This is a genomic window from Fertoeibacter niger (genome assembly GCF_009380135.2).
Classification (GTDB): domain Bacteria; phylum Pseudomonadota; class Alphaproteobacteria; order Rhodobacterales; family Rhodobacteraceae; genus Fertoeibacter; species Fertoeibacter niger.
This window is the reverse complement of record NZ_WHUT02000007.1, coordinates 31,847-56,501: the sequence shown is the minus strand read 5'-3', so window position 1 is coordinate 56,501 and position 24,655 is coordinate 31,847. Positions and strand designations below refer to the sequence as shown.

Sequence of the window (24,655 nt, the reverse complement as noted above, 5' to 3'; positions counted from 1 at the left end):
AAAGGGCCCTTCATGGCGGATAACACGCTGGCCGCGCTGTTTCTTGGCGCGCTGGAAGGCCTGACAGAGTTCATTCCGGTATCCTCCACCGGGCACATCCTGCTGGCGGGGCATTTCATCGGGTTTGAAAGCGCGGGCAAGACGTTCGAGGTGGTGATCCAGCTTGGCGCCGTGCTGGCGGTGCTGTCGGTTTATGCTGCAAGGCTGTTTGCCGTGTTTCGCGCCGCCCCGCATGACCCGGCGGCGCGGCGGTTCATCATCTCGGTTCTGCTGGCGTTTCTGCCTGCGGTGGTGATCGGCGTTCTGGCGCATGACATCATCAAGACCGTGCTGTTTGAAACGCCCATCCTGATTGCGGTGATGCTGATTCTGGGTGGCATCGTGCTGCTGGTGTTGCACCGCATCACCCCGCCGCCGCAGTATGAGGATGCCATGGCGCTGCCGCTGGGGGTGGCGGTGAAGATCGGGTTCATCCAGTGCCTTGCGATGGTGCCGGGGGTGTCACGTTCGGGGGCGACCATCGTGGGGGCGATGATGTTGGGCGCGGGCAAGCGTGCGGCGGCGGAGTTTTCGTTCTTCCTGAGCATGCCCACCATGGCGGGGGCCTTTGCCTATGATCTCTACAAAAACCGCGATGTGCTGGATTCTTCGGCATTGACCGAGATCGCCATCGGCTTTGTCACCGCCTTTGTGGTGGCGGTCTTTGTGGTGCGCTGGCTGCTGGGCTATGTGTCGCAGCATGGTTACGCGCTGTTCGGCTGGTGGCGAATCATTGTCGGAAGCGTTGCCTTGGTGGCGCTTTTGCTGGGGTTTTGAGGCAATAGGTAACTTCTGCTGACCTAAATTCGTAAAAATCAGGCAGTATTTTTGACCTAACTGTGAAAAATCCGGTTATTAGGTCAGCATTGCTGACTTTTCATTGAAAAACACCCGCAGTATCAAGGCGTCACCCGCAGCAGTTCAAGGGACGCGCAGCCATGGCCAAGCAACGCATGCTCCAGTTCGTGACCACCGAGCGCGAGATGCCGGAAAAACGCCCCCCCAATCTGCGGGCGCAGGATTTCCATGAGATCTACCGGGAGTTCGCAGCCCAAAAGGCGGCGGAGCAGGCGGGGCGGTGCAGCCAGTGCGGCGTGCCCTATTGCCAGACCCATTGCCCGCTGCACAACAACATCCCCGACTGGCTGCGCCTGACCGCCGAAGGGCGGCTGCAAGAGGCCTATGAGCTGAGCCAGGCCACCAACACCTTCCCCGAGATCTGCGGACGCATCTGCCCGCAGGACCGGCTGTGCGAAGGCAATTGCGTGATCGAACAATCGGGCCATGGCACCGTGACCATCGGGTCGGTGGAAAAGTATATCACTGATACGGCATGGGAAAACGGCTGGGTCCAGCCGATCCGCCCGCATGCCGAACGCACGGAAACGGTGGGCATCATCGGGGCTGGCCCGGGTGGGCTGGCGGCGGCGGACTTTCTGCGGCGCAAGGGCGTGCAGGTGACGGTTTACGACCGCTACGACCGCGCGGGCGGGCTGATGACCTATGGCATCCCGGGCTTCAAACTGGAAAAACCCGTTGTCATGCAACGGGTTGAGCAGTTGGAACAGGCGGGCGTGCAGTTCGTGATGAATTGCAACGTGGGCGTGGATCTGAGCTTTGACGCCATCCGCGGACGCCATGATGCGGTGCTGATTGCCACCGGCGTCTACAAGGCGCGCGACATTGCCGCCCCGGGCGTGGGCGCGAAAGGCATCGTGCAGGCGCTGGATTATCTGACCGCCAGCAACCGCAAAAGCTTTGGCGATGATGTGGCGGCGTTCGACAATGGCGATCTGAACGCGGCGGGCAAGCGGGTGGTGGTGATCGGCGGCGGCGACACGGCGATGGACTGCGTGCGCACGGCGATCCGGCAAGGGGCCGTCAGCGTGAAGTGCCTTTACCGCCGCGACCGGGCCAACATGCCGGGCAGCCAGCGCGAAACCCAGAACGCCGAGGAAGAAGGCGTTGAATTCGTGTGGCTTTCCGCCCCGCGCGGCTTTACCGGCGGCGAGGGTGTGGAAGGCGTGATCGTGCAGAAGATGCGGCTGGGCGACCCCGATGCGACGGGCCGCCAGATGCCGGAAATCATCGAAGGTGCCGATTATGTGGAGCCCGCCGAACTGGTGGTGATGGCGCTGGGGTTTGAACCCGAGGCGCTGCCGGTGCTGTGGCAGGTGCCCGAACTGGGCGTGACGCGCTGGGGCACGGTGAAGGCCGATTTTCGCAGCCATGCCACCAACCTGCCGGGCGTCTATGCGGCGGGCGACATCGTGCGCGGCGCGTCACTGGTGGTCTGGGCGATCCGTGACGGGCGCGAGGCCGCCGAGGCGATCATCGACTATCTGGCGCAACCGGCGGCGGTGGCGGCAGAATAAGGCATGTGAAACCCGTGCACATCCGATGCACGGGGCATTCATGCGGTGTGCAGGAAATAAAGGGCGGTATAGCTGACCTTTTTTCGGCGGGAGTGGTGGCGATGGCAAAGGCAATGATCTTGGCAGCGGTTCTGGTGGTGGGCTCGGCTTTGGCCGCACCCGCCCAGACCTTCACCCCGCCCGAGGGCTGCACCGGGTTCATGACCGTGCAGGCGCGGGGCTGCCGGGTGTCGAACCATTACCGCTGCGAGGCGGATGCGCCGGGCGATCAGTGGCGGGCCGATTTCGATGCCGAGGGCATTTATTTTGTCAGCCGGATCGATGTTGAGACCCAGTGGGTCGAAAGCTATGACATGTTTCCCACGGTGAAGCAGACGCTGGATGCCAACCCCGAAGACCCGGCCTCGTTTACCGAGCTGCTGGCGGGGGCCGACAGTTTCGCCTTTGGCCTGTCAAAGGACAACGGCGAGCGCAGCAAGGTCACGGGCTATGACCGGCTGACCGGCAAGACGGTGGTGATTGACGGGATACGCCTGTTGCAGACCGAGTTTGATTTCACCGAGACCAGCATCGGCGGCACGGTGCTGCGCCGGGCGAAGGGCAATGAATACATCCACCCCGATTGGCGGTTGTTCTTTGCCGGGCCGTCGCAATGGGATGGCTCGGGTGAGGGCAATTATGTGCCGGTGGATGGCAGCCCGGTGCAGTTCATCTTTCCGGGCGAGCCGGGCTATATGGCGACCGAGCCGCTGTTTGAATGCGATGCGCTGATGTCGGCGCTGCCGCCGGCCGTGGTGCCGGTGGGGTTGCGCCAGCGGCTGCATGCCTTGTCAGGGGGCTGAGCGATGCGGCGGTTTGACCTGAGACCGGCGAAAAAACTGCGGGGCCGGGCGCGGCAGGAACGGGCGTTTCATGCGGCGATGGACGGGATGGCGGGCTGGTTTCCCGACCGGGCGCTGTGGGATGGCGATTTCGCGCAGGTGAAGCTGCCGGGTTTTGCCAAGGCTTACGGCACGCGCCACGGATCGGCTGCATTCCGCGCGGCGGTGGTGGGGCGGCTGGTGGGCACGGCGGCGGCTGTGGCAGGCAACCGCCCGGGGGGTTGCCGCGCACGGGTGGCGGCGCTGATCGACTGGCCGGAACTCTGGGGGTCAGAAATCTGCGTGTTTTTCGATGCCGCGCAGGCCAAGGGGTTTTCGCCCGAACACCGCGCGACGCACCGGCTGCCCAGCCGCACCACATGGGACGGTGGCTGGGTCGAGGCCAGCGCGCCGGATGAGGATTTGCTGGCAAGGACGGGCACGGCGCTGCCGACCGGCTTTGCCGCACACGGAACACAGCTGCGGGAACACCACAGCGACAGCGGCCTGACCTTCGTGCGCGAAGAATGGGTCGTGATGGAAACAGCCACGTCAGAGGGGATATTGGGATGACCACTTATGATGCAGCCTGGGTTGCAGCCGAAGAAGCCAAGCGCGCCTGGCTGGACGCCAATGGTCTTTACAAGGCCGATGACGAGAAATCCTCTTGCGGGGTGGGGCTGGTGGTGTCCATCTCGGGCAAGCCGATGCGCAAGGTGGTGGAAAACGGCATCAACGCGCTGAAGGCGATCTGGCACCGGGGCGCGGTGGATGCCGATGGCAAGACCGGCGACGGCGCGGGCATCCATGTGCAGATTCCGGTGAAGTTCTTCTACGATCAGGTGCGCCGCACCGGGCACGAGCCCGACATGAACAAGCTGATCGCCGTGGGCCAGGTGTTCCTGCCGCGCACGGATTTTGGCGCGCAGGAACGCTGCCGGACCATCGTGGAATCCGAAGTGCTGCGCATGGGCCATTACATCTATGGCTGGCGGCATGTGCCGGTGGATGTGTCGGTGCTGGGCGAAAAGGCCAATGCGACCCGCCCCGAGATCGAACAGATCCTGATCCGCAACGAAAAGGGCATTGATGAGGAACAGTTCGAACGCGAGCTGTATATCATCCGCCGCCGGATCGAGAAGGCGGCGCTGGCCGCGCAGATCCAGGGTGTGTATCTGTGTTCCCTGTCGTGCCGGTCTATCATCTACAAGGGCATGATGCTGGCCGAACAGGTGGCGGTGTTCTACCCCGATCTGATGGACGAGCGGTTTGAATCGGCCTTTGCGATCTATCACCAGCGTTACAGCACGAACACCTTCCCGCAGTGGTGGCTGGCCCAGCCCTTCCGCATGCTGGCGCATAACGGCGAGATCAACACGTTGAAGGGCAACGTGAACTGGATGAAAAGCCATGAGATCCGCATGGCATCCAACAACTTTGGCGACGCGGCCGAGGATATCAAGCCGATCATCCCATCGGGCACATCCGATTCGGGTGCGCTGGATGCGGTGTTCGAGGTGATGGTGCGGTCTGGCCGGTCGGCGCCGATGACCAAGACGATGATGGTGCCCGAGGCGTGGAGCAAAACCACCACCGACATGCCGAAGGCCTGGGCCGATATGTATGCCTATTGCAACGCGGTGATGGAGCCGTGGGATGGCCCTGCCGCGCTGGCGATGACCGATGGGCGCTGGGTCTGCGGCGGGCTTGACCGCAACGGGCTGCGGCCCATGCGCTATGTCGTGACCGGTGACGGGATGCTGATTGCGGGTTCCGAGGCCGGGATGGTGCCGATTGACGAGACCACGGTGCGCGAAAAGGGCGCGCTGGGGCCGGGGCAGATGATTGCCGTCGATATGGTTGAAGGCAAGCTTTACCACGACGCGGCGCTGAAGAACAAACTGGCGGCGGCCCAGCCCTTTGGCGACTGGATCGAAAAGGTTGTCGATCTGAACGCGCTTCTGAAAGACGTGCCCGAAGCGCCGCTGTTTGGCGGGGCCGAGCTGCGCAAGCGGCAGATTGCGGCGGGATACACGGTGGAGGAGCTGGAGCAGGTTCTGGCCCCGATGGCCGAGGACGGCAAGGAAATGATCGCCTCGATGGGCGATGACACGCCGGCGGCGGTGCTTTCCAGCATCTACCGCCCGCTGTCGCATTACTTCCGCCAGAACTTCAGCCAGGTGACGAACCCGCCAATCGACTCCTTGCGCGAAGGCCGGGTGATGAGCCTGAAGACCCGGTTCGGCAACCTCAAGAACGTGCTGGACGAAAACTCGTCGCAGGCCGAAATTCTGCTGCTGGAAAGCCCGTTCATCGCCAATGCCGAGTTTGACGTGATGGTGCAGAAATTCGGCGCGCAGGTGGCGCTGATCGACTGCACCTTTGCGGCCAAGGTGGGGCTGGACGACCTGCGGCAGGGGTTGGAGCGTATTCGCGCCGAGGCAGAGGATGCCGTGCGGTCAGGTGCCGGGCATATCGTGCTGACCGACCAGCATCAGGGGCCTGACAAGGTGCCGATGCCGATGATCCTGGCCACATCGGCGGTGCATTCATGGCTGACGCGCAAGGGGCTGCGCACCTTCTGTTCGGTCAACGTGCGGTCTGCCGAATGTATCGACCCGCATTATTTCGCGGTGCTGATCGGCTGCGGGGCCACCACGGTGAACCCCTATCTGGCGCAGGATTCGATTGCCGACCGGATTTCGCGGGGGTTGATTGATGGTTCGCTGACCGATGCGATGCGCCGCTACCGCGATGCCATCGACGCAGGGCTGTTGAAGATCATGGCGAAGATGGGGATTTCGGTGATTTCCTCGTATCGCGGTGGGCTGAACTTTGAGGCCGTGGGGCTGAGCCGCGCCATGGTGGCCGAGTATTTCCCGGGCATGCACAGCCGTATCTCGGGCATCGGCGTTTCCGGGATCGAGCAGAAGCTGGAAGAGGTGCATGCACGCGGCTGGCGCGGTGGCAGCGACGTGCTGCCCATCGGCGGGTTCTACAAGGCGCGGCGGTCGGGCGAGAAACACGCATGGGAAGCGCAGACCATGCATATGCTGCAATCGGCTTGCGACCGGGCGTCCTATGACATCTGGAAGCAATACAGTGCAGCGATGCGGGCCAACCCGCCGATCCATATCCGCGATCTGCTGGACATCAAGGCTTTGGGCAAACCCGTGCCGATCGAGGAGGTGGAGTCGATCACCTCGATCCGCAAGCGGTTCGTGACGCCTGGCATGTCGCTGGGGGCCCTGGGGCCAGAGGCGCACAAGACGCTGAACGTGGCGATGAACCGGATCGGGGCCAAGTCTGACAGTGGCGAGGGCGGCGAAGACCCGGCGCATTTCCACCCCGAGGCGAACGGTGACAACCCGAGCGCCAAGATCAAGCAGGTGGCTTCCGGGCGCTTTGGCGTGACGGCGGAATATCTGAACGCCTGCGAGGAGCTGGAGATCAAGGTGGCGCAGGGGGCCAAGCCCGGCGAAGGCGGGCAATTGCCCGGCATGAAGGTGACAGAGCTGATCGCGCGGCTGCGGCATTCGACCAAGGGCGTGACGTTGATTTCGCCACCGCCGCACCATGACATCTATTCCATCGAGGATCTGGCGCAGCTGATCTACGACCTGAAGCAGATCAACCCGCGCGCCAAGGTGACGGTAAAGCTGGTGTCGGCCTCGGGTGTGGGAACGATTGCGGCCGGGGTGGCCAAGGCCAAGGCCGATATCATCCTGATTTCCGGGCATAATGGCGGCACCGGGGCGTCGCCCGGCACGTCCATCAAATACGCCGGTCTGCCGTGGGAAATGGGGCTGACCGAGGCGCATCAGGTGCTGGCGATGAACAACCTGCGCGAGCGGGTGACTTTGCGCACCGATGGGGGGCTGCGCACGGGCCGCGATGTGGTGATGGCGGCGATGATGGGGGCCGAGGAATATGGCATCGGCACCGCAGCGCTGATCGCCATGGGCTGCATCATGGTGCGCCAGTGCCAGTCGAACACCTGCCCGGTGGGTGTCTGCACCCAGAACCCGGAACTGCGGCAGAAATTCACCGGCACGGCGGACAAGGTGGTGAACCTGATCACCTTCTACGCGCAGGAGGTGCGGGAACTGCTGGCCAGCATCGGCGCGCGGTCGATGGACGAAATCATCGGGCGGGCGGATCTGTTGACGCAGGTCAGCCGTGGTGCGGCCAATCTGGATGATCTTGACCTGAACCCGCTGCTGATCACCGTCGATGGGGCGCAGAAGATCACCTATGACCGCTCCAAACCCCGCAACCATGTGCCCGACACGCTGGATGCGGAGATCGTGAAGGATGGCGCGCGGTTCTTCGAGGACGGCGAGAAGATGCAGTTGTCCTATGCTGTGCGCAACACGCACCGCACCATCGGCACCCGGGCATCGTCGCATATCGTGCGGAAATATGGCATGCGCAACAACCTGCAGGCCGACCATCTGACGGTGAAACTGTCGGGTTCCTGCGGGCAGTCGCTTGGGGCTTTCGCCACCAAGGGGCTGAAGATCGAGGTGATGGGCGATGCCAACGATTATGTGGGCAAGGGCCTGTCGGGAGGCACCATCGTGGTGCGCCCGCAGATGGCCAGCCCGCTGACGGCGAATGAAAACACGATCATCGGCAATACCGTGCTGTATGGCGCGACCGACGGGTTCCTGTTTGCCGCTGGCCGGGCGGGTGAGCGGTTTGCTGTGCGCAACTCGGGCGCGTCGGTGGTGGTGGAAGGTTGTGGCACCAACGGTTGCGAATACATGACCGGCGGCGTGGCGGTTATCCTGGGGCGGATCGGGGCCAACTTTGGCGCCGGGATGACCGGGGGCATGGCCTATCTTTACGACCCCAAGGGGATTGCCGAAGATTTCATGAACCTGGAATCGCTGGTGACGTGTGCAGTGACGCATCCCTATTGGGAGGCACAGCTGCGCGGCCTGATCGAGCGCCATGTCAAGGAAACGGGCAGCCGCCACGCCGCCCGCATCTTGCAGGACTGGGCGGTGGAGCGGGCGAATTTCCTGCAAGCCTGCCCCAAGGAAATGCTGGTGCATATCCCCTATCCGCTAAGCGACGAGGCGCAGGCGATGCCGGCGGAGTGAGTGGCGGCGGCGGGCCATGCCCCGCCGCCCGGCATGTTGCGAAGGAATTTGACCCCCTGCCACCGGCAGGGGGTTTTTCGTGTGCGCGGGCAGCGCAAGCCGGCCGAAGAATCGCACCCAAACCGCTTTGGCTGTGCTAGCATCCGCCTGCCGCGGAGGAGCGGTGTTCATGACTGCGGAGAACCCCCGATGTCCGATCTGATTGTCGTCGCCTTTCCTGATGAAGCCACCGCGTTCGAGGTGCGGGCCGAGCTGGTGCGGTTGCAAAGGGAATATCTGATCGAGATGGAGGATGTGGTGATCGTCACCCGGCAGGACAGCGGCGAGGTGCAGCTGCATCAGGCCGTCAATCTGGTGGCGGGCGGGGCGGTCAGCGGCGGGTTCTGGGGTGCGCTGGTGGGGCTGCTGTTCCTTAGCCCCCTGGTGGGCGCGGCTGTGGGGGCCGGGGCCGGGGCGCTGGCGGGGCGGGCCACCGATATCGGGATTGACGATGATTTTCTACGCGACGTGGGCCGGTCGCTGGACAAGGGCGGTTCAGCCGTCTGCGTGCTGGTGCGCAAGATGACCGCCGACAAGGTGCTGGAGCGTCTGTCGGCCTTCCGCGCCAAGGGGCGGGTGGTGCAGACCTCGCTGTCGAAAGAGGCAGAGGCGCATCTGCGCGGCATGCTGGAGCCTGTGGCCACGCTGGGCCTGCCCTCGGACCAGTTGGGCGGCGGGCGCGGCTGACGCCTGCTTGACCGCGGCGGGGGCTTCGTGGCTAAAGAACCCATGACCGACCGTAAAGCCTCCCCCCGCTCGGCCCCCCGCAGCAAGGCCCCGCCTGCGCCGCCGCGCCGTTCGTTGCTGCGCCGCGCCTTGCGGCTGGTGCTGCGGGGGGTGCTGGGGGTTGCCGCATTTTTCGTGGCGCTGGTGCTGCTGTTTGCCGTCGTGAACCCGCCGACCACGATCTACATGTGGCAGGAGGGGCAGCGGCTGGGCGGGGTGGAGCAGGACTGGGCGGACTGGGACGAGATTGCCCCGGTGGTGGCGCGATCCGTCGTGGCGGCGGAGGATGCCAACTATTGCCTGCACTGGGGCTTTGACATGGCTGCGATCCGGCAGGCGCTGGACGAGGGCGGCAACCGTGGGGCCTCCACCCTGACGCAGCAGGTGGTGAAAAACGTGTTCCTTTGGCACGGGCGCAACTGGTTTCGCAAATCGGCCGAGGCGGTGCTGACGCCGCTGGTCGAACTGGTCTGGTCAAAGCGCCGGATTCTGGAGGTTTACCTGAACGTGGCCGAATTCGGCGAGGGCGTTTTTGGCATCCGCGCTGCGGCGGCGCGGCATTTCGGGGTGGAACCTGCCGATCTGACGGCGGTGCAGGCGGCGCGGCTGGCCGCGATCCTGCCCGACCCCAAGGGCCGCGATCCGGTGAACCCGTCAAGCTTTGTGCGGGGGCGGTCGCGCGCGGCGCTGGGCGGGGCGGAAACCATTCTGGCCGACGGGCGGGCGGCCTGTTTCGAGGGCTGAAGCGGCCGGGCATTGCCCATGCTGGCCAGAACGGCATTGAATTTCCGGCCCCGGCGCGCGATGAAGGCAAACGCCTTGCCCGGAAAGATGTTGCCCGCAATGAACCGTCTCTATCACGTTCCCCTGTCGCCCTTCTGCCGCAAGGTGCGCCTGACCCTGGCCGAAAAACGGATCGAGGTGGAACTGGTCGAGGAACGCTATTGGCAGCCCACACCCGATTTCCTGCGGCGCAACCCCGCGGGCAAGGTGCCTGTGCTGCGGATGGACACGCGGGTGATGAGCGAAAGCCAGGCGATCTGCGAATGGCTGGAGGACATGATGCCCAGCCCGCCCCTGATGCCGCGCGATGCGGACGGGCGATACGAGGTGCGCCGGCTGTGTGCGTGGTTTGACGACAAGTTTCACAACGAGGTGACCTCGAAGCTGCTGTATGAGCGGGTGAACAAGCGCATCACCGGGCAGGGCTATCCGGATTCCAAGAACATGAAATTCGGCGCGACGCGGATCAAGACGCATCTGGACTACATGGCGCATCTGCTGGACCAGCGCCGCTGGCTGGCGGGTGATGCGATGACGCTGGCCGATTTCACCGCGGCCGCGCATCTGAGCTGTCTTGATTATGTCTCGGACGTGGATTGGGACCGGCATGCGGTGGTGAAGGACTGGTATGTGAAGATCAAGTCGCGCCCCTGTTTCCGCACGCTGCTGGTCGATCAGGTGCCGGGGCTGCTGCCCCCCGCGCATTACGCCGATCTGGATTTCTGAGGAAAGCGCCGGGGGGTTTCACACCCCCCGGACCCCCCGTGGGATATTTGAGTCTGGAAAGAGGGGAAGAGAGTGGAGCCTGCCGTGCTGAAGGAGCGGCTGGCTGTGCGGGCTTTGGAGGAGGGTTTCTCCAAGCTGGGGATTTGCGCGCCGGATGCGGTGCCCGAGGCGGCGGGGCGGCTGCGCGCGTTTCTGGCAGCGGGGCGGCACGGGCAGATGGGTTGGATGGCCGAGCGCGAGGGCTGGCGTGGATCGGCTGCCGCACTTTGGCCCGCAGCGCGGTCGGTGATCATGCTGGCCGAGATGTATACGCCCGCGGGCGATCCGCTGGCGGTGCTGGAACAGCGCGACCGGGCGGCGGTGTCGGTTTATGCGCAGGGCAAGGATTACCATGATCTGGTGAAGCGGCGGCTGAAGCGGCTGGGTGGGTGGTTCGCCGGGGTGGCGGGGGCCGAGATCAAGGTATTTGTCGATACCGCGCCGGTGATGGAAAAGCCGCTGGCGCAGGCGGCGGGCCTGGGCTGGCAGGGCAAGCATACCAATCTGCTGAGCCGCGATCTGGGGAACTGGTTCTTTCTGGGCGCGATATTCACAACAGCCGACCTGCCGAAGGATCAGGCCGAGGCGGAGCATTGCGGATCCTGCACGGCCTGTCTGGATGTCTGCCCGACGCAGGCCTTTCCCGCGCCGTTTCAACTGGATGCGCGGCGCTGCATTTCCTATCTGACCATCGAGCACAAGGGGCCGGTGGAGGAGGGTTTGCGCGGGTTGATGGGCAACCGGATTTATGGCTGCGATGATTGTCTGGCGGTCTGCCCGTGGAACAAGTTTGCCGTGGCCGCGCGGGATATCGGCTATGCCGCGCGGGTGGGGGCGCCGCCCTTGGCGGAACTGGCGGTGCTGGACGATGCGGCGTTTCGCGCGCGGTTTGCGGGCAGCCCGATCAAGCGCATCGGGCGCGACAGATTCGTGCGTAACGTATTGTATGCGATCGGCAATTCGGGCGATGCGGGCTTGCGCGGGGTGGCGGCGGGGCTGGTGGGGGATGCCGATGCGGCTGTGGCGGATGCGGCGCGCTGGGCGGTGGCGCGGCTGGCGTGACGGCGGGGGCGATTTGCCCGGCACGGCGGGGGCACATCTTGCGCGAAACTGTGCTATGCTGGCCGGGCTGAACCATTGGAGGACATGATGATGAGCCGACATGTAGCAGACAAAAGGGTGTCAACGAACACGGCGCGGGTGATCCATTTCCTGCGCATTGCACGGGGGCGCACGACCCATTGGCACCGGCCCGAGGCCAAGCCCGACAGCGCGCGGCGTCTGGTGGAGTTCTTGCGCATTGCGCGGGGTCGGACGGCCTGAGGGCTGCGGCAGCAAAAGGGGGCAGGCGGGGCCTGCCCCCTTTGATGTTCAGCGGCGGACCAGCTGTTCGTAGTCGGTGGCGATTTCCCTGGTCAGCGCGCCGACCTCGAAGTTATAGTCGCCGATCTGGCCCACCGGGGTGACTTCGGCGGCGGTGCCGGTCAGCCAGCATTGCTGGAACCCTTCGAGTTCGGCGGGTTCGATGTGGCGTTCATGCACCGTCACGCCCTTGTCGCGCAGCATGCCCAGCACGGTCTGGCGGGTGATGCCATTCAGGAAGGCGTCGGGCTTGGGTGTGTGCACCTCGCCATCCTTGACGAAGAAGATGTTCGCGCCGGTCGCCTCGGCCACGTAGCCGCGGTAGTCGAACATCATCGCGTCAGAGCAGCCCTTCGCCTCGGCCGCGTGTTTCGACATGGTGCAGATCATGTAAAGCCCGGCGGCCTTGGCGGCGTGGGGGATGGTTTCGGGGCTGGGGCGTTTCCATTTCGCGATGTCCAGCTTTGCGCCCTTGAATTTCGCATCGCCATAGTAGTTGCCCCAGGTCCAGCAGGCCACGGCCATGCGGATGGGGTTTTTCTTGGAGGCGACGCCCATATCCTCGCCTGCGCCGCGCCAGGCGATGGCGCGCACATAGGCGTCGGTCAGGTTGTTGGCCTTCAGCGTGGCCTCTTTGGCGGCCTCGATCTCGGCCACGGAATAGGGCAGTTCCATATCCAGCAGTTCGCCCGACTTGCGCAGGCGTTCGGAGTGTTCGACCGATTTGAAGATCTTGCCGTTGTAGCAGCGCTCACCCTCGAACACCGAGGAGGCATAGTGCAGGGCATGGGTCAGGATATGGACATTGGCCGCGCGCCAGTCCACCAGTTCCCCATCCATCCAGATGAAGCCGTCACGATCGTCATAGCCTGCCATGGTCCCGTCCTCCTGGGCGATTTGCGAATGTTGCGCCTGATAGGTCCGACACGGACATAAAGTTGCGCGAAATCTGGGTTTCGCTAACAGTTGAGTCTTGGAAAGTCAACAAGGCTGACATAAAATCATGGCGGAACGAGGGAGCATCGGATGAGCACGGGCAATGCGGGGCCGGGGGGCGGGGAAAGCCTGCTGTTCCTGACGGATGAGCAGCTGCGCAAGGGCATCGAGGCGATGTTCTTTGCCTATCGGGGGTTTACGGCTGATCCTGACCGGATACTGGACGGGCTGGATTATGGCCGCGCGCATCACCGGGCGATCCATTTCATCCACCGCTGCCCGGGCACGACGGTGAACAACCTGCTGTCCATTCTGGGCGTGACCAAGCAAAGCCTGAACCGCGTGCTGCGCAGCCTGATCGAGGATGGTCTGGTGGAAAGCCGGGTGGGCCGGGTGGACAAGCGCGAACGCCATCTGCACTTGACGGAGAAGGGTGCGACGTTGGAACGTGCGCTGTCGGATGCGCAGCGGGTGCGGATGCGGGCGGCCTACCGGGCCGCCGGGCCGCAGGCGGTGCAAGGGTTCCGGCAAGTGTTGGAGGCGATGATGGACCCGGATCTGCGGCGCCAGTATCAGACGCTGAAGGAGGGCGGGGCATGACCGAACCACAGGCGCATCTGCTGGTTGTCGATGATGACGAGCGTATCCGGGGGCTGTTGCAGAAGTTCCTGATGCGCAACGGTTTTCTGGTGTCGATCGCCCGCGATGCGGCGCAGGCCCGGCGGCTGCTGGGCGGGCTGGAATTTGACATGATCGTGCTGGATGTGATGATGCCGGGTGAGGACGGCATTTCGCTGACCCGTGCCTTGCGCGCGAAGATGCCCACGCCGATCCTGCTGTTGACCGCCAAGGGCGAGACGGCCAACCGGATCGAGGGGCTAGAGGCAGGGGCGGATGATTATCTGGCCAAGCCGTTCGAGCCCAAGGAACTGCTGCTGCGCATCAATGCCATCCTGCGCCGGGTGCCGCAGGTGAAACCCGAGGTGGGGCCGAAGGTGCTGCATCTGGGGGCGGTGCGCTATGATCTGGAACGCGGCGAATTGTGGCGCGGGGCCGATCCGGTGCGGCTGACGGCAACCGAGGCCGCCTTGATGCGGATCTTTGCCGCGCAGCCCGGCGAGGCGGTCAGCCGCGAGCGTCTGGTGGGCGATCTGGGCCGCGACGAGGCCGGAACCGAGGAACGTGCGCAGGAACGGGCGGTGGATGTGCAGATCACCCGGCTGCGCCGCAAGATCGAGGCCGATCCGAAACAGCCGCGCTATCTGCAAACCGTGCGCGGCGCGGGCTATTTGCTGGCCCCGGATTGATGCCCGGACGGAGCCGGGGGTTTTGCACCCCCAGCCCGGCCACGGGCCGGGCGTTCTTCGCGGAAATCGTCCACTGGACGATTTCTGATCGCTCATCACCCCCGCGGGATATTTTCATCTGGAAAGAGAGGCGGAACCATGGCGACGGCATTCTTCAGCCATGGCGCATTTGACGGCCATGTGACGCCGCCGGGCCACCCTGAACAGGTGGCGCGGTTGGCGGCGGTGGCGCGCGGGCTGGCGGAGCTGGACCTTGACCGGCGCGAAGCCCCGCTGGCCGGGGACGCCGAGGTGTTGCGTTGCCATCCTGCCGCCTATGTGGACCGGGTGCGCCGTGCGGTGCCCGCGCAAGGCTGGGCGCAGCTTGATGGCGATACCTATCTTGCCCCGGGGTCGCTGGAGGCGGCGTTGCGTGGCGTGGGCGGGGCCTGTGCGGCGGTGGATCTGGTGATCGGCGGCGGGGCGGCCAATGCCTTTGTCGCGCCGCGCCCGCCGGGGCATCATGCGGAACGTGACACCGCCATGGGATTTTGCCTGTTCGGCACGGTGGCGATTGCGGCGAAACGCGCGCTGGACCATCACGGCCTGGCCCGCGTGGCGGTGATGGATTTTGACGTGCATCACGGCAATGGCACGCAGGATCTGCTGTGGGACGAGGCGCGCGTGCTGTTCTGTTCCAGCCAGCAGATGCCGCTGTATCCCGGCACGGGCGCATCCAGCGAAAAGGGCGCGCATGGGCAGATTGTGAATGTGCCGCTGCGGGGCGGGTCGGACGGGGCCGACATGCGGGCCGCCTATGCCGCGCGGGTGTTTCCGGCCGTGCAGGCGTTTCGCCCCGAGCTTATCCTGATCTCGGCGGGGTTTGATGCCCATGCCGATGATCCGCTGGCCGGGTTGAACTGGCGCGAGGCCGATTATGCCTGGCTGACACGGCGGATTTGCGACCTGGCCGATGCACATTGCGGCGGGCGGGTGGTATCGGTGCTGGAGGGCGGCTATGATCTTGATGCGCTGGCGGCATCTGTTGCGGCGCATGTGGGCGTATTGAAGGAGCGTGGCGATGGCCGAGAAACCCGTGGCTGACATGACATTCGAAGAGGCGATGGCCGCGCTGGAACAGGTGGTGGGCGCGCTGGAAAAGGGCGATGTGCCGCTGGACCAGTCGATTGCGCTGTATGAGCGCGGGGCGGCGCTGAAGGCGCATTGCGCGGGCAAGCTGAAGGATGCCGAGGCCAAGGTGGAACTGATCCGCGCCGCCGAAGGGCGGGCCGTGGGCACCGTGCCTGCGGAGGGGATGTGAGCTTTTCCTACGCCCTGGCCTTTGCCGCCGGTGCCGTGCAGGCGCGGCTGGACAGCGCGATGGCGGGGCTGGCCGATGTGCCGGTGGTGCATGCGATGCGCTATGCAGCGCATGGCGGCAAGCGGTTGCGCGGCTTTCTGGTGCTGGAGTCTGCGCGGCTGCACGGGCTGGATCCGGTGCAGGTGGTCAGTGCGGCGGCGGCGGTTGAGGCTTTGCATGCCTATAGCCTGATCCATGACGATCTGCCCTGCATGGATGACGACGACCTGCGGCGCGGATTGCCCACGGTGCATGTGAAATGGGATCAGGCCACGGCGGTGCTGGCGGGCGATGCCTTGCAGACGCTGGCGTTCGAGTTGCTGTGCGACCCTGTGCTGGGCGGGGCCGAGGTGCGGCTGGCGCTGGTGGCCAGCCTTGCGCGCGCATCGGGGGCCGAGGGCATGGTGCTGGGGCAGGCGCTGGACATTGCGGCGGAACAGGCGACCGTGCCGCTGACGCTGGCCGAGATCACGCATTTGCAGGCGGGCAAGACCGGCGCGCTGATCCGCTGGTCGGCCGAGGCGGGGGCCGTGCTGGCCGGGGCCGATCCTGCGGCGATGGGGCGCTATGCCACGGCGCTGGGCCTTGCCTTTCAGATCGCCGATGACATCCTTGACGTGACGGGTGATGCCGCCAAGGCGGGCAAGCGGCTGGGCAAGGATGCGGCGGCGGGCAAGGCCACGTTCGTATCCTTGCTGGGGCTGGATGGTGCCCGGGCGCGGGCAGGCGCATTGGTGGCCGAGGCCGAGGCGGCGCTTACCCCATACGGGGCTGGGGCGGAAACCTTGATCGAGGCGGCACGTTTCGTTATTGCCCGCGAACACTGACCGCCCCGGGGAGGGGAGCATGACCGACCGACCAAAGACCCCGACGCTGGACCGCGTGACCCTGCCCGCCGATCTGAAACGCCTTTCGGACCGCGAGTTGCGGCTGCTGGCCGATGAACTGCGGGCCGAAACCATTTCGGCGGTCAGCGTGACCGGCGGGCATCTGGGCGCGGGTCTGGGCGTGGTGGAACTGACCGTGGCGCTGCATGCGGTGTTCGATACCCCGCGCGACAAGATCATCTGGGATGTGGGGCATCAGTGCTATCCGCATAAAATACTGACCGGGCGGCGCGACCGTATCCGCACGCTGCGGATGAAGGACGGGCTGTCGGGGTTTACCAAGCGGTCTGAATCGGCGTTCGACCCGTTTGGCGCGGCGCATTCGTCTACCTCGATCAGTGCCGCGCTGGGTTTTGCCGCCGCGCGGGATCTGGGCGGTGATCCGGGCGATGCGGTGGCGGTGATCGGCGACGGGTCGATGAGCGCGGGCATGGCCTATGAGGCGATGAACAATGCGGGCCACCTGAAGAAGCGTCTGTTCGTGGTGCTGAACGACAATGAGATGTCGATTGCGCCGCCGGTGGGGGCGATGTCGGCCTATCTGAGCCGCCTTTACGCCGGTGCCCCGTTTCAGGAACTGAAGGCGGCGGCCAAGGGGGCCGTGTCGCTGTTGCCCGAACCCTTTCAGGAAGGCGCGCGGCGGGCCAAGGAAATGCTGAAAAGCATGACCGTGGGCGGCACGTTGTTTGAGGAGCTGGGGTTTTCCTATATCGGCCCGCTGGATGGCCATGATCTTGACCAGTTGCTGCCGGTGTTGCGCACGGCGCGGGTGCGGGCGACGGGCCCGGTGCTGATCCATGTGATCACGCAGAAAGGCAAGGGCTATGCGCCTGCCGAGGGCGCGCGCGACAAGGGCCATGCGACGGGCAAGTTCGATGTGCTGACCGGTGTGCAGGCCAAGGCGGCGTCGAATGCGCCCAGCTATACCAAGGTGTTCGCGCAAAGCCTGATCGCCGAGGCCGAGCGTGACCCCGCGATTGTCGCGGTGACGGCGGCGATGCCCGACGGCACGGGGCTGAACCTGTTTGCGGAACGCTTTCCCAAGCGGTGCTTTGACGTGGGCATTGCCGAACAGCATGCGGTGACGTTTTCGGCGGGCATGGCGGCGGGCGGCATGAAGCCGTTTTGCGCGCTGTATTCCACGTTCCTGCAACGCGGATACGATCAGGTGGTGCATGACGTGGCGATCCAGCGCCTGCCGGTGCGTTTCGCCATCGACCGGGCGGGGCTGGTGGGGGCCGATGGTGCGACCCATGCCGGGGCGTTCGATGTGGCATTCCTTGCCAACCTGCCCGGGTTCGTGGTGATGGCGGCGGCGGATGAGGCGGAACTGGTGCATATGGTTGCCACGGCGGCGGCGCATGACGACGGCCCGATTGCCTTCCGTTTCCCGCGTGGCGATGGCGTGGGGGTGGAGATGCCCGCGCGCGGCGTGCCGCTGGAAATCGGGCGTGGCCGGATGATCCGGCAGGGCGCGCGGGTGGCGCTGCTGTCCTTTGGCACGCGGCTGTCCGAGGTGCTGGTGGCCGCCGAGGCGCTGGCCGCGCGGGGCATTTCGCCGACCGTCGCCGATGCCCGTTTCGCCAAGCCGCTGGACCGTGCGTTGATCCTGCAACTGGCCCGCGACCATGAGGCGCTGATCACGATCGAGGAGGGCGCGGTGGGAGGCTTTGGTTCCCATGTCGCGCAACTGCTGGCCGATGAGGGCGTGTTCGACCGGGGGCTGAAATACCGGTCGATGGTGCTGCCCGACACTTTCATCGACCAGGCCAGCCCCGAGGCGATGTATGCGGTGGCCGGCATGAACGCCCCCCAGATCGAGGCAAAGGTGTTGGAGGTGCTGGGCGTGGCGGTGGTTGGGCTGCGAGGCGCATCCTGATCTTTTTATGAATTACTATTGACGGATATAAGTATGAACATTATACATTGTCAGGCATCCATGGAGATATGCAATGACAAGCGACTCGGTTGAGAAAATTTCCCACACGCTGCCCGGCCCGGTTTTTGCCGGTCTGTGCAAGGAGGCCTCTGATAAAGGCCGTGAAGTGAATGACCACATCCAGAAAATCCTGACGCGGCACGTGATCAAAACCGGCAGCATCGACAAAGCCGATGCCGCGCGCATCGTGCTGCTGTTCAGCCTGGTGGAGCGCGCTGTGCAGCAGGCCCGGCTGATCTGCCGCAACGGCGGCTTTTCGCGCGACATCACGTTGCATGCGATCATGGCCTGTCTGGCGGACGTGCGCTGGACCGCCGACTACCGGACCTATGTGCAGGACGACATCTACAAGAACGGCAACCCGCTGAAAGGCCGGATCAACCGCGACATCGGCTTTCGCATCCGCGAAGGAATTGGCGCAGTAGTCGAGACCACGGATGGCAAGGTTGTTCCGGTCAAGGTGCTGGGCAGCATCATCCAGAGCTATTCGCCCATGGCCAGCTTTGACCCGGCGGCGGTCGAAAAGACCGATCTGGAATGGACAGAGGGGCAGATCTGAGGGGTCGGCTTTACCTGCCAGCGCCGGGGGGCTTCACGCCCCCCGGACCCCCCGTGGGATATTTAGAGACAGAAAATGAAGTGAGGATGGCCGAAGCTGCGGCCATGCCCCATTGTTACTTTGCCACCAGTTGCACCGGGGCATCGTTGCGGCTTTTCCACAGGCTGTAGACGATGCCGGTCGCCAGGATGGCAAAGGTGATGCCCAAGCTCCAGCTCGGGGGGAATTTCTGCCAGCCCAGCAGATCGGCCACAAAGACCTTCGACCCGATGAACACCAAGAGGATCGCCAGCGCGTATTTCAGATAGTGGAAGCGGTGCAGCACCGCTGCCAGAGCGAAATACAACGCGCGCAGGCCAAGGATGGCGAAGATGTTGGAGGTATAGACGATATAGGGGTCGGTGGTGATGGCGAATACGGCGGGCACCGAATCAACCGCAAACACCAGGTCGGCGATTTCGATCAGGCACAGCGCCAGAAACAGCGGTGTCATCCAGCGCACCAGATTGCCCTTGGCGTCCGGCTGTTTCACGAAGAACGCGTTGCCATGCAGGGTATCGGTGACGCGGAACCGCTTGCGCATGAAGCGCAGCACGGGGTTGGCGTTCAGATCCATTTCCTTGTCATCCGTGACCAGCATCTTGAGGCCGGTGAAGATCAGGAAGGCGGCGAAGATATACAGGATCCAGCCGTATTGTGCGACCAGTGTGGCGCCGACGCCGATCATGATGCCGCGCAGCACGATCACGCCCAGGATGCCCCAGAACAGCACCCGGTGCTGATAGACGCGGGGAATCGCGAAATAGCTGAAAATTAAGGCGATGACGAAGACATTATCCAGCGCCAGCGTCTTTTCCACCACGAAGGCGGTCAGGTATTCGGCGGCGGACTGCGCGCCCATCTGATACCAGACGAAACCGCCGAAGCTGACGCCGAGGGTGATGTAAAGCGCCGACAGCTTCAGGCTTTCGGCAATGCCGATCTCGTGGTCGGTCTTGTTCAGGATGCCCAGGTCAAAGGCCAGCAGGGCAAGCACGATGCCGATGAAGCTGAACCACAGCCACAGCGGGGTTCCCAGAAACAGGGTGAATAGCAGGGTGTCCATATGCGTCCTCTCGCGATTCATGAAACATGCGAGGGCTGGCCGCGAAGGATCACCGGGCTGGCACCGAGCATGCTCGATGCGGTCCGACATCACGACACAATGTCGTCAGAGGGGCCCGGTCCGCTAGCCAAAGATGGGCAGGCTGCACAGGGTTGCAAGGGGACGCAGCGGAAATTTGTTTTGCCGGCGCGCCGCTGTGGTGTTCAAAGCCTTGCGCCAGATGCATGGCGGGCATGCGCAGGGAACCCCGGGTGGCTGCTTGCCAGTGCCGCCGCGCCACGCGACACCGGGCATGGCGAAGGTGTGTGCGCGGGCACGGGCCTGCGACAGGAGTGCTGACATGGCCGACATTTCCCTTTCCACCGGCCATGCCACGCGCCCCGTGCGCATCAGGCTTGTGCTGTTCGCGCTGGCCATGGGCGGGTTTTCGATCGGCACGGCGGAATTCGCGGCGATGAGCCTTTTGCCCTATTTCTCGGCCACGCTGGCGATTGACGAGGCGACGGCCAGCCATGTGATCAGCGCCTATGCCCTGGGAGTTGTGGTGGGTGCGCCGGTGTTGGCGGTGCTGGGCGCGCGGATGTCGCGGCGCTGGCTGCTGGTGGGGCTGATGATGGCTTATGGTGTGTTCAACCTGCTGTCGGCCCTGGCCCCCAGCTATGGCGCGATGGTGGCGCTGCGGTTCATGGCGGGGCTGCCGCATGGGGCCTATTTCGGTGTGGCATCCCTGTTGGCCGCGTCGCTGGTGCCCGCGCATCAGCGCACGCGGGCTGTATCGCTGCTGATGGTGGGGCTGACGGTGGCGACGGTGGTGGGCGTGCCTTTTGCGACGGTGCTGGGGCAGACGGTGGGCTGGCGCTGGGGCTTTGGCCTGGTGGGGGTGCTGGCCGCGACCACCGCCGCGCTGATCCTGACCCATGCGCCGCGCGATGTGGCCGACCGCCGCGTGAACCCGCTGCGCGAGTTGGGGGCTTTGGGCAACCGGCAGGTGCTGCTGACGCTTGCCACGGCGGCAGTGGGCTTTGGCGGGTTTTTCGCGGTTTATACCTATGTGGCGTCAACGCTGCTGGAGGTGACGCAGGCGGGCCCGGCCTCGGTGCCCATCGCGCTGGCGCTGATGGGCATCGGAATGACGCTGGGCACATTGGGCGCGGGCTGGCTGGCCGACAAGTCGCAGGTCGGGACCATCATCGGCATCATGGTTGTTTCGGGCCTCTTGATGCTGATCTATCCCTTTGCCACCGGCTCGCTTTGGGCGATCATGCCGGTGCTTTTCCTGATCGGGCTGACGGCTTGCCTTGGCACCGTGCTGGAAACCCGGCTGATGGATGTGGCGGGCGACGCGCAGACCATGGCAGCGGCGATGAACCATTCGGCCTTCAACGCGGCCAATGCGCTGGGGCCATGGCTGGCGGCCATGGCGATCACGGCGGGCCATGGCCTGCCATCGGCGGGGTTTGTGGGGGCGGGCCTGTCGCTGGCGGGGCTGGTGGTTTACGGCATCACCCTGTGGGATGCTCAGCGCCCCGCCAGCAGGGCGGCCAGCCCGGCGCGGTAATCGGGGTAGGCCAGCGCCACGCCCAGTTCGGTCTTCATCCGGTCATTCCGCACCCGCTTTGATTCCGCGTAAAAGCTGCGGGCCATGGGTGTCATCTCGGCCTGTTCATAGGGAATGGCCGGGGGGCGGGGCAGGCCCAGCAGTTGCGCGGCATGGGCGATCACATCCTGCGGCGGGGCGGGATCATCATCGCAGATGTTGTAGACAGCCCCGGGGCGGGGGGCGTTCATCGAGGCCTCCAGCGCCTGTGCGATGTCATCGACATGGATGCGCGAAAACACCTGACCGGGTTTGATGATCAGCCGCGCGGTGCCGTCGCGCACCTTTTCAAACGGGCCCCGCCCGGGGCCGTAGATGCCGGCAAGGCGGAAGATATGCAGCGGCAGACCCAGCGCCTGCCATTGCGCCTCGGCCTTCACCCGCATCTGGCCGCGCGGCGTGCCGGGGGTCAGGGCCGTATCTTCATCCACCCAACCGCCGTGATGATCGCCGTAAACGCCGGTGGTTGACAGATAGCCCGCCCATTCCAGGGGCGCGGCGGCGATCTGGTCGGCATGGGCGGCCAGCATCGGGTCGCCTGCGGCATCGGGCGCGGCAGAGGCCAGCAGATGCGTGGCCTGCGCCAAGGCAGGGCCAAGGTCGGCGGGCCACAGCAGCGGCTCTACCCCCGTCGCGGCGATGGCGCGGGCCTTTGCGGCATCGCGGGTTGTGCCGATCACGCGCCATCCCTGCGGGATCAGGCGGCGGGCAAGGGCGGCGGCCGAATAACCATGGCCAAGGGAAAGCAGGGTGCGTGTCATGCCGCAGACTATCCCGCGCGCGGCGGGCGGGTGCAAGCGCCCGTGGCTGTCACGCGTTTGAAACAGCTATCGGGCAAGGGATGCCAGACCACTTGCACGGGATGCCCGGTTTCGTGTTAGATGCCGGATCATTTCAGAGACAAGACACATGCAAGACGCTGATACCATCCACTCCATCCTGCTGCCCGAGCCGGTCGTCGCCGAGGCCTTTACCGATGCCGAGGCCGCCGTGGCCCGGCTGGAAGAGATATACACCGCCGCCACTAGCTTTCTGTCGCAGCATTTTGCCGCAACGATTGCGGGCCAGCGCCCGCCCGCCCGGGTGCGCGCCCATTATCCCGAGATCCGGCTCACCACGGTCAGTTTCACCAAGGCCGACAGCCGGCTCAGCTTCGGCCATGTGGCGCAGCCCGGCACCTATGCCACCACGGTCACGCGGCCCGACCTGTTCCGCAATTATCTGGTGCAGCAGATCGGCCTTCTGGTGCAGAACCATGGCGTGCCGGTGGTGATCGGCCTGTCGGACACGCCGATGCCGGTGCATTTTGCGGTGGCGGGCCAGACGGTGAACGTGCCGCAGGAAGGTGCGCTGGAGTTCAGCCTGCGCGATGTGTTCGACGTGCCGGACCTTGCAACGACCAATGATGACATCGTGAACGGCGAGCGGCTGGTGAACCACGACGGATCGCGCCCGCTGGCCCCGTTTACCGCGCAAAGGGTGGATTACAGCCTGGCCCGGCTGGCCCACTACACCGCGACCGAACCGCGGCATTTCCAGAACCATGTGCTGTTTACCAACTATCAGTTCTATGTGGACGAGTTTGAAGGCTATGCCCGCGCCGCGCTGGCCGACCCTGACAGCGGCTATACCGGCTTTGTCGCGCCGGGCAATCAAGAGATCACGACGCCGGATGGTGCGCTGCCCTTCAACCCCAAGATGCCGCAGATGCCCGCCTATCACCTGAAACGGGCCGACGGGCAGGGCATCACGCTGGTGAACATCGGGGTCGGGCCGTCGAATGCGAAAACCGCGACAGACCATATCGCGGTGTTGCGCCCGCATGCCTGGCTGATGGTGGGCCATTGCGCGGGGCTGCGGAACTCGCAATCCTTGGGCGATTTCGTGCTGGCCCATGCCTACCTGCGCGAAGATCACGTGCTGGATGACGACCTGCCGGTCTGGGTGCCGATCCCGGCCTTGGCCGAGATCCAGATCGCGCTGGAAGATGCGGTGGAGGAAGTCACGCAGCTGGAAGGCTATGAGCTGAAACGCATCATGCGCACCGGCACCGTGGCCACCATCGACAACCGCAACTGGGAATTGCGCGACCATTCCGGCCCGGTGCAGCGGCTGTCGCAATCGCGCGCCATCGCACTGGATATGGAAAGCGCCACCATCGCCGCCAATGGTTTCCGGTTCCGGGTGCCCTATGGCACCCTGCTGTGCGTGTCTGACAAGCCTCTGCATGGCGAGCTGAAACTGCCCGGCATGGCCTCGGATTTCTACAAGACCCAGGTGGCGCGGCATTTGCAGATCGGCATCCGCGCGATGGAGCGTTTGCGCGAGACGCCGATCGAGCGCATCCACAGCCGCAAGCTGCGCAGTTTCGAGGAAACGGCGTTTCTGTAGCCGCCTGCCCTGCGCTGGAAAAATCACGCCTGCCATCGGCGGGTTGACGCCGGGTTTTATGGCCGAAAGGGCTTGATCCTGCGGCGGAAAAGCTGTTGATGCGGCGTCATTCGCCTTTTGCGGGCAGGAACAGACCCAGCGGATCAGCCGGGCAAACAGGAGACAGTTCATGTCGAAACCGATGACCAAGACGCAACTTGTGGCCAGCCTTGCCGACGAAATGGGTGCCGACAAGAAAACCGCCACCGCCGCGCTGGATGCCGTGGCCGCAATCGTGGCGCGCGAAGTGGCCGCTGGCGGCGCCGTGACGCTGCCGGGCCTTGGCAAGGTGATGTGCCGCGCCCGCCCCGAGCGGATGGTGCGCAACCCCGCCACCGGCGAGTCGGTGACGAAAGCCGCCGACAAACAGGTGAAATTCACCATCGCCAAGGCGCTGAAAGACAGCGTGAACGGCTGATCCTTCGGGCATTTGCCGGTGTCTGGGCCGCCCGCAGGGGCGGCCTTTTTCATGCGCCTGTCGCTGATGGGCCGGTGCCTT

At 64.8% G+C, this 24,655-nt stretch carries 23 protein-coding genes; 20 read left to right on the top strand and 3 right to left on the bottom strand.

What is annotated here, in order from left to right; all coding sequences use genetic code 11:
* Positions 1-12 precede the first annotated feature (12 nt).
* The 10 genes from GEU84_RS12530 to GEU84_RS12485 all read left to right on the top strand — a co-directional run bounded on the left by GEU84_RS12530 (position 13) and on the right by GEU84_RS12485 (position 12,018).
* Positions 13-816 (top strand): undecaprenyl-diphosphate phosphatase, encoded by an 804-nt coding sequence (locus tag GEU84_RS12530; protein ID WP_152826573.1) that lies wholly within the window; start codon positions 13-15, stop codon positions 814-816.
* A gap of 161 nt (positions 817-977) precedes the next feature.
* A complete protein-coding gene (locus tag GEU84_RS12525; RefSeq protein ID WP_152826571.1) occupies positions 978-2,414 on the top strand; it encodes an NAD(P)-dependent oxidoreductase in 1,437 nt (478 codons plus the stop codon).
* A 101-nt stretch (positions 2,415-2,515) separates the two neighbouring features.
* Positions 2,516-3,256, top strand: coding sequence for a hypothetical protein (locus GEU84_RS12520; protein WP_152826569.1), 741 nt, complete (start codon positions 2,516-2,518; stop codon positions 3,254-3,256).
* Between the two features lie 3 nt (positions 3,257-3,259).
* Positions 3,260-3,847 carry a DUF3916 domain-containing protein gene (locus GEU84_RS12515; RefSeq protein WP_152826568.1) on the top strand — a complete coding sequence of 196 codons (588 nt, stop codon included), beginning with the start codon at positions 3,260-3,262 and terminating at the stop codon, positions 3,845-3,847.
* Positions 3,844-8,382: a glutamate synthase large subunit gene (gltB, locus tag GEU84_RS12510; protein ID WP_152826566.1), complete on the top strand. Its 4,539-nt coding sequence runs from the start codon at positions 3,844-3,846 to the stop codon at positions 8,380-8,382. The genes GEU84_RS12515 and gltB overlap by 4 nt, the downstream gene beginning before the upstream one ends.
* A gap of 189 nt (positions 8,383-8,571) precedes the next feature.
* Positions 8,572-9,108, top strand: a complete 537-nt coding sequence (locus GEU84_RS12505; RefSeq protein ID WP_152826564.1) for a DUF1269 domain-containing protein — start codon at positions 8,572-8,574, stop codon at positions 9,106-9,108.
* 42 nt (positions 9,109-9,150) lie between these two features.
* Positions 9,151-9,891 carry a monofunctional biosynthetic peptidoglycan transglycosylase gene (mtgA, locus tag GEU84_RS12500; protein WP_152826562.1) on the top strand — a complete coding sequence of 247 codons (741 nt, stop codon included), beginning with the start codon at positions 9,151-9,153 and terminating at the stop codon, positions 9,889-9,891.
* A 99-nt stretch (positions 9,892-9,990) separates the two neighbouring features.
* Positions 9,991-10,656 (top strand): FtsZ-binding protein FzlA, encoded by a 666-nt coding sequence (gene fzlA / locus GEU84_RS12495; RefSeq protein ID WP_152826560.1) that lies wholly within the window; start codon positions 9,991-9,993, stop codon positions 10,654-10,656.
* A 72-nt stretch (positions 10,657-10,728) separates the two neighbouring features.
* Complete coding sequence (gene queG / locus GEU84_RS12490) at positions 10,729-11,757, top strand: tRNA epoxyqueuosine(34) reductase QueG (protein WP_338144794.1); 1,029 nt, start codon at positions 10,729-10,731, stop codon at positions 11,755-11,757.
* A 117-nt stretch (positions 11,758-11,874) separates the two neighbouring features.
* A complete protein-coding gene (locus GEU84_RS12485; RefSeq protein ID WP_174539839.1) occupies positions 11,875-12,018 on the top strand; it encodes a hypothetical protein in 144 nt (47 codons plus the stop codon).
* A 48-nt stretch (positions 12,019-12,066) separates the two neighbouring features.
* Here the strand turns inward: GEU84_RS12485 and GEU84_RS12480 are convergent, their stop codons facing one another.
* On the bottom strand, positions 12,067-12,933 hold the full coding sequence (locus GEU84_RS12480; protein WP_152826557.1) for a branched-chain amino acid aminotransferase: 867 nt from the start codon (positions 12,931-12,933) through the stop codon (positions 12,067-12,069).
* 150 nt (positions 12,934-13,083) lie between these two features.
* Between GEU84_RS12480 and GEU84_RS12475 the strand changes: the two genes are divergently transcribed.
* From GEU84_RS12475 to GEU84_RS12445, 7 genes are all read left to right on the top strand, one after another.
* The gene (locus GEU84_RS12475) at positions 13,084-13,593 is read left to right on the top strand and encodes a MarR family winged helix-turn-helix transcriptional regulator (protein ID WP_152826555.1); all 510 of its coding nucleotides are present in this window, start codon (positions 13,084-13,086) and stop codon (positions 13,591-13,593) included.
* Positions 13,590-14,300 carry a response regulator gene (locus GEU84_RS12470; RefSeq protein ID WP_152826553.1) on the top strand — a complete coding sequence of 237 codons (711 nt, stop codon included), beginning with the start codon at positions 13,590-13,592 and terminating at the stop codon, positions 14,298-14,300. The genes GEU84_RS12475 and GEU84_RS12470 overlap by 4 nt, the downstream gene beginning before the upstream one ends.
* A 138-nt stretch (positions 14,301-14,438) precedes the next feature.
* Positions 14,439-15,383 (top strand): histone deacetylase family protein, encoded by a 945-nt coding sequence (locus GEU84_RS12465; protein ID WP_152826551.1) that lies wholly within the window; start codon positions 14,439-14,441, stop codon positions 15,381-15,383.
* The gene (locus GEU84_RS12460) at positions 15,361-15,600 is read left to right on the top strand and encodes an exodeoxyribonuclease VII small subunit (RefSeq protein ID WP_152826549.1); all 240 of its coding nucleotides are present in this window, start codon (positions 15,361-15,363) and stop codon (positions 15,598-15,600) included. Before GEU84_RS12465 ends, GEU84_RS12460 begins: the two co-directional genes overlap by 23 nt.
* On the top strand, positions 15,597-16,466 hold the full coding sequence (locus GEU84_RS12455; protein WP_174539842.1) for a farnesyl diphosphate synthase: 870 nt from the start codon (positions 15,597-15,599) through the stop codon (positions 16,464-16,466). Before GEU84_RS12460 ends, GEU84_RS12455 begins: the two co-directional genes overlap by 4 nt.
* A 19-nt stretch (positions 16,467-16,485) precedes the next feature.
* Positions 16,486-18,405 carry a 1-deoxy-D-xylulose-5-phosphate synthase gene (gene dxs / locus GEU84_RS12450; protein WP_152826547.1) on the top strand — a complete coding sequence of 640 codons (1,920 nt, stop codon included), beginning with the start codon at positions 16,486-16,488 and terminating at the stop codon, positions 18,403-18,405.
* Between the two features lie 166 nt (positions 18,406-18,571).
* Positions 18,572-19,024 (top strand): hypothetical protein, encoded by a 453-nt coding sequence (locus GEU84_RS12445; RefSeq protein WP_152826545.1) that lies wholly within the window; start codon positions 18,572-18,574, stop codon positions 19,022-19,024.
* Positions 19,025-19,139: 115 nt separating this feature from the next.
* On the opposite strand, the gene GEU84_RS12440 is transcribed toward GEU84_RS12445, so the two are convergent.
* Positions 19,140-20,129, bottom strand: coding sequence for a TerC family protein (locus tag GEU84_RS12440; RefSeq protein ID WP_152826543.1), 990 nt, complete (start codon positions 20,127-20,129; stop codon positions 19,140-19,142).
* A gap of 340 nt (positions 20,130-20,469) precedes the next feature.
* Between GEU84_RS12440 and GEU84_RS12435 the strand changes: the two genes are divergently transcribed.
* The gene (locus tag GEU84_RS12435) at positions 20,470-21,687 is read left to right on the top strand and encodes an MFS transporter (RefSeq protein ID WP_152826541.1); all 1,218 of its coding nucleotides are present in this window, start codon (positions 20,470-20,472) and stop codon (positions 21,685-21,687) included.
* Here the strand turns inward: GEU84_RS12435 and GEU84_RS12430 are convergent.
* The gene (locus GEU84_RS12430; protein ID WP_152826539.1) at positions 21,648-22,487 is read right to left on the bottom strand and encodes an SDR family oxidoreductase; all 840 of its coding nucleotides are present in this window, start codon (positions 22,485-22,487) and stop codon (positions 21,648-21,650) included. The genes GEU84_RS12435 and GEU84_RS12430 overlap by 40 nt on opposite strands.
* A 148-nt stretch (positions 22,488-22,635) precedes the next feature.
* Between GEU84_RS12430 and GEU84_RS12425 the strand changes: the two genes are divergently transcribed.
* Together GEU84_RS12425 and GEU84_RS12420 are read left to right on the top strand one after the other, a co-directional pair.
* Positions 22,636-24,117 carry an AMP nucleosidase gene (locus tag GEU84_RS12425; RefSeq protein ID WP_152826537.1) on the top strand — a complete coding sequence of 494 codons (1,482 nt, stop codon included), beginning with the start codon at positions 22,636-22,638 and terminating at the stop codon, positions 24,115-24,117.
* 169 nt (positions 24,118-24,286) lie between these two features.
* Positions 24,287-24,574 carry an HU family DNA-binding protein gene (locus GEU84_RS12420; RefSeq protein WP_152826535.1) on the top strand — a complete coding sequence of 96 codons (288 nt, stop codon included), beginning with the start codon at positions 24,287-24,289 and terminating at the stop codon, positions 24,572-24,574.
* The last annotated feature ends 81 nt before the right edge of the window (positions 24,575-24,655 follow it).